Genomic DNA, 4404 nt, shown 5'->3' on the forward strand with positions numbered 1-4404 from the left:
TCAGCAATGAACGGACCAGCACTGAAACCTGTACTTTGCCCAGCTTCAGGGAGCCAGCGGTCCGGATCATTTCGTCCCACTGAGGGGTTCTAGGGATTTTCCGTCCAAAAACGACAAAGTGCTCTGGAGGCCCCGCCGTCTGTGGCCTCCAGAGGGGTATTACTTTTTTCGAGATCCCTATTTGGGCTCTGTTTGAGTAAGATTTAGTCTTTTTGGGCTAAATCCATGGCATTCGAAGAACGTGTCCAAATCTTGTCCGAGGCAGAACAAGATGAGTTATATGGACCCCCCGCTTTCACCTCCGCCGACCAACGCTTCTTTTTCTCGCTGAACGATAAGGAACTGGCGATCGCTAAAAGCCTCCGTCATCGGGGCCAGCGTTACATGCTGGTGGTACTGCTGGGCTATTTCAAAGCCAAGCCGGTGGTGCTGAATCCCGGCTTTCATCAGATCAAGCAGGACCTCAAATACGTTTATCAAACCGTTCTACCAGGCCCAGGCTGTAGACCCTTTAATCTCACGCCAAAAGAGAACGAACGGATTTACCAACGTGTTTTCCAGCTCTGCAACTACCAGCGCTGAAATGTCAAAGACCATGGAGCGGCGTTGAGAGATTACTTATCCCAGCAAGCCAGAGCCTGGACAGCGCCTAGGCACCTCTTCGATGCGGCCAATGAATATTGTTCGGGGCAGAAGATCGCAATCCCTGCCTACAGCACGCTGCAAAAGATCATCAGTCAGGTGGTGGGAGACGAACAGGAACACATGGCCGCGCACCTTGAGCGTGCAATGTCACGCGGTCTTAAGCAAGCACTGGCGGAGCTCGTGAACGGCACAGGTCCACTGCCGTTCCGACAGTTGCGACAATCGGCTCGTAACTTCACCGGAACCGAGTTGGAGAAAGAACTGATTGTCTATCGCCATATCCAGCATTGGATGCCGGAAGTGGATCTGCTGTTGAGCACGCTATCACTGTCGCAGAAAAATCTGCAACACCTGGCAGAGAAAGTCGACTACTACGGTGCCAAACTGAAACGTCAAACCGTAGGCAGCCAATGGCTGTATTTATTGTGCTATCTTCAAACGCGATGGCAGCAAGCGCTGGAACGTATTGCCGATGGCTTTGTGCATCATGTCAGACAGACCAAACAGAAGGCAAAGGATTATGCGCAGGAAGCGGTGTTTAAGGATTGGCAAAAAGCAGCTAAAAATGTCAGCAAGGCAGCTGAAGTACTGCACCTGTTCATTGATGACAGCATTGATCTGCAACTACCGTTTGCAACAGTAAGACAGCAAGCACTGAGCCTGCTGACCAAAAGGGATCTGGAATCTGTATGTCTCTTCCTGAACGAGCAGCGACGATCGGTCGATGAAGCCATGTGGCAGTACTGCGACGAGAAAGAAAGTCTGCGGAAAGGTTTGCTGCGAGAGTTGTTCCTATGTCTGCGCTTCGAAGGCTGCGACGGCACCCAGCACTTAGCGGCCGCCTTGGCGAAAACACAAAACGAACTCAACGGCCAGGACGCTCAGTTGCAAACTGCCGACACCAGACTCCTTTCCAAAAAATCACGTGAATTCCTGCTGGATGGTGAAGGGAATATCCTGATCGATCGTTATGAGTGGTTCCTCTATCAACAGATTCCTGATCGCCTGAATGGCCAGCTGACGCTGCCTGATATCACTAAATACCGGGCACTCGACGCCGACCTGATCGACGGGGAACATTGGCGAAAAAACAAATATACGCTGCTTCAACAGAGCCATTTTACAAAATTAGCGGAGGAGCCTGAAAAGCTGATCAAACAGATGGCCATGGAATTGGATACCCGTTTGTACGAAGTCGGCGAATATCTTGAACAGGAAGACAACCGGAATATCATCTTGCGTAATCCGCAGGGTAAACGCTTCTGGCGCCTGCCTTCGGCCAGCAAACATCATCTGGTCAACAATCCCTTCTTCCAGCAAATTCCCACAACGGGGATTGCGGATGTACTGCGCATGGTTGATCGTGACACCGGTTTCATTGACTGCTTCGCTCATGTGCTGGGTTCCCAATCCAGAAGCCGTTCCCATGAATATGACCTGTTGGCAATTCTGGTCGGCAATGCAACCAATCAAGGCATTTACGGCATGGCACAGATCTCTGATCGTACCTATGATCAGCTCAGCACTATCCAGGCGAACTATCTTCGCCTGGAAACATTGAATGCTGCTAACGACAACATCAATAACGCGACAGCCAAGCTACCCATCTTCCGGTACTACAACATCCAGGAAGATGTGATCCACGCCAGTGCCGATGGTCAAAAGTTCGAAGCCCGGCGCGAGACCTTCAAAACCCGTTATTCGTCGAAGTACTTTGGCACTCAAAAAGGTGTTTCTGCCATGACCTTGATCGCCAATCACGCTGCGATCAACGCCAGAGTGATCGGCGCCAACGAACATGAATCGCACTACATCTTTGATTTGTTGATGAGCAATACGTCAGACATCATTCCGGATGTGCTCTCAACCGATACCCATGGGGTGAACCATGTGAACTTCGCGTTACTGGATCTGTTCGGATACCAGTTTGCCCCACGCTATGCCCAGGTTGGCAAAGTGATCAATGACATGTTTGATGTCAAGGAAGACAAAGAACACCGAATTCAGCTGTGCTTAAAAAAGCCAATCAATACCCATCGTATTGCGCAGCACTGGGATACCATCCAACGGATTGCAGTATCACTTAAGCAGCGGAAAACAACGCAAGCCACCTTGGTGAGAAAGCTCTCGGAGTACAAGCGCAATCACCCGCTGCTGGAAGCCCTGACGGAATACAATCGCCTGGTGAAAGCGAATTATCTACTGTGCTACATCGATGATGCCAGTTTAAGAAACTATGTTCAGCGCGCGCTGAACCGGGGAGAGGCCTATCACCAACTGCGTCGGGCCGTGAGCAGCGTCAATGGGGATCAGTTCCGGGGCAGTTCAGACGAAGAAATCCAGCTATGGAATGAGTGCGCTCGCCTGGTCACCAATGCCATCGTTTACTTCAACTCCAGGATACTCAGCCAGCTGTTGACCAGCTTCGAATACCAAGGAGATACCAAGAGAATAGATATCGTCAAACAGGCATCCCCTGTGGCCTGGCACAACATTAACCTCAAGGGGACTTACCACTTCGAATTGAGCGAAAAATTGCCAGATCTGGAGGAGCTTATGCGCTCAATCGAGGGATATTTACCCGTCAGCGAAAAGTAATACCCCTCTGGAGGCCACGGACGGCGCGGCCTCCAGAGCACTTTGTCGTTTTTGGACGGAAAATCCCTAGAACCCCATTATCTAAAAATACTTAATTGTCTTTTAACGTCGCTAAATTTTAAATAAATAAGTGAAGAGTGTTAGTGGAGCCACTGATTTAAAGTTGGCAGAGTAAAACTTGAAGTGCGACATAAACCACCTAATTAATTTAAAGGGTTTATGGAGTATATAAAATTGTCATACCATCATCTTAACTTTGAAGATCGTACTGCATTAATGCTTGAGTCAAGAAAAGAAGGCTTTTCAGCCAGAAAATTTGCTGAACTCATTAAAAGACATCCTAGTACGATCTATCGTGAGCTTAAAAGAAATAGCATCAATGACGTTTATCAAGCTCGATATGCTTCTGATAACACCTTCGCTAGACGTAGACGTGGTCACAGAAAACTCAAAATCGATTCAATCCTCTGGAAATTTATTGTTGAAGCGATCCGTTGTTTATGGTCTCCTCAGCAAATAGCAAAGCGTTTAAAGACATTTCCTGATTTGGATCAAACAATGAATGTAAGCCATACAACGATTTATTCAACGATACGAGCATTACCAAAGGGTGAGTTGAAAAAAGACTTATTATCCTGTCTACGTCATGAAAATAAAAAGCGAAAAGCTAACGGTGAACCTAAAAAAGATTCTATATTACAGGATATTAAAACTATTCATGAGCGCCCAGCCGAAGTTCAAGAAAGAAAAATACCGGGTCATTGGGAAGCTGATTTAATTAAAGGTAAAGACAATAAAAGTTCGATAGCAACACTTATTGAACGAAATACACGGCTCTGTATCTTGGCAACATTACCTGATGCAAAGGCAGAATCAGTGCGCAAGGCTTTAACTGAAGCTCTGAAATATTTACCTGCAGAACTGCGTAAAACGTTGACCTATGACCGTGGACGTGAGATGTCAGAACATAAAATACTCGAAGAAGATTTAGGCATAGATGTATATTTCTGTGACCCACATTCACCCTGGCAAAAAGGCACATGCGAAAATATGAATGGTTTAATTAGGCAATATTTACCTAAGGAAGGTGCGAACAAGTCCCTGATATGAGATCATGTTTGTCATCTGGAGCCATGGAACAGGGTTCATCATGAGTCATCA

General features: G+C 47.3%; 2 pseudogenes. Both read left to right on the forward strand.

The features are described 5' to 3' along the window. The first annotated feature begins 225 nt into the window (after positions 1-225). Positions 226-3243: pseudogene (locus ACOT1A_RS24310) on the forward strand (Tn3-like element IS3000 family transposase). A 219-nt stretch (positions 3244-3462) separates the two neighbouring features. Beyond that, positions 3463-4326, forward strand: a pseudogene (locus ACOT1A_RS24315) (IS30-like element ISAba125 family transposase); the annotation flags it as partial. Positions 4327-4404: the final 78 nt, after the last annotated feature.

Source organism: Enterobacter cloacae complex sp. SYL003 (genome assembly GCF_049236925.1).
Classification (GTDB): domain Bacteria; phylum Pseudomonadota; class Gammaproteobacteria; order Enterobacterales; family Enterobacteriaceae; genus Enterobacter; species Enterobacter intestinihominis.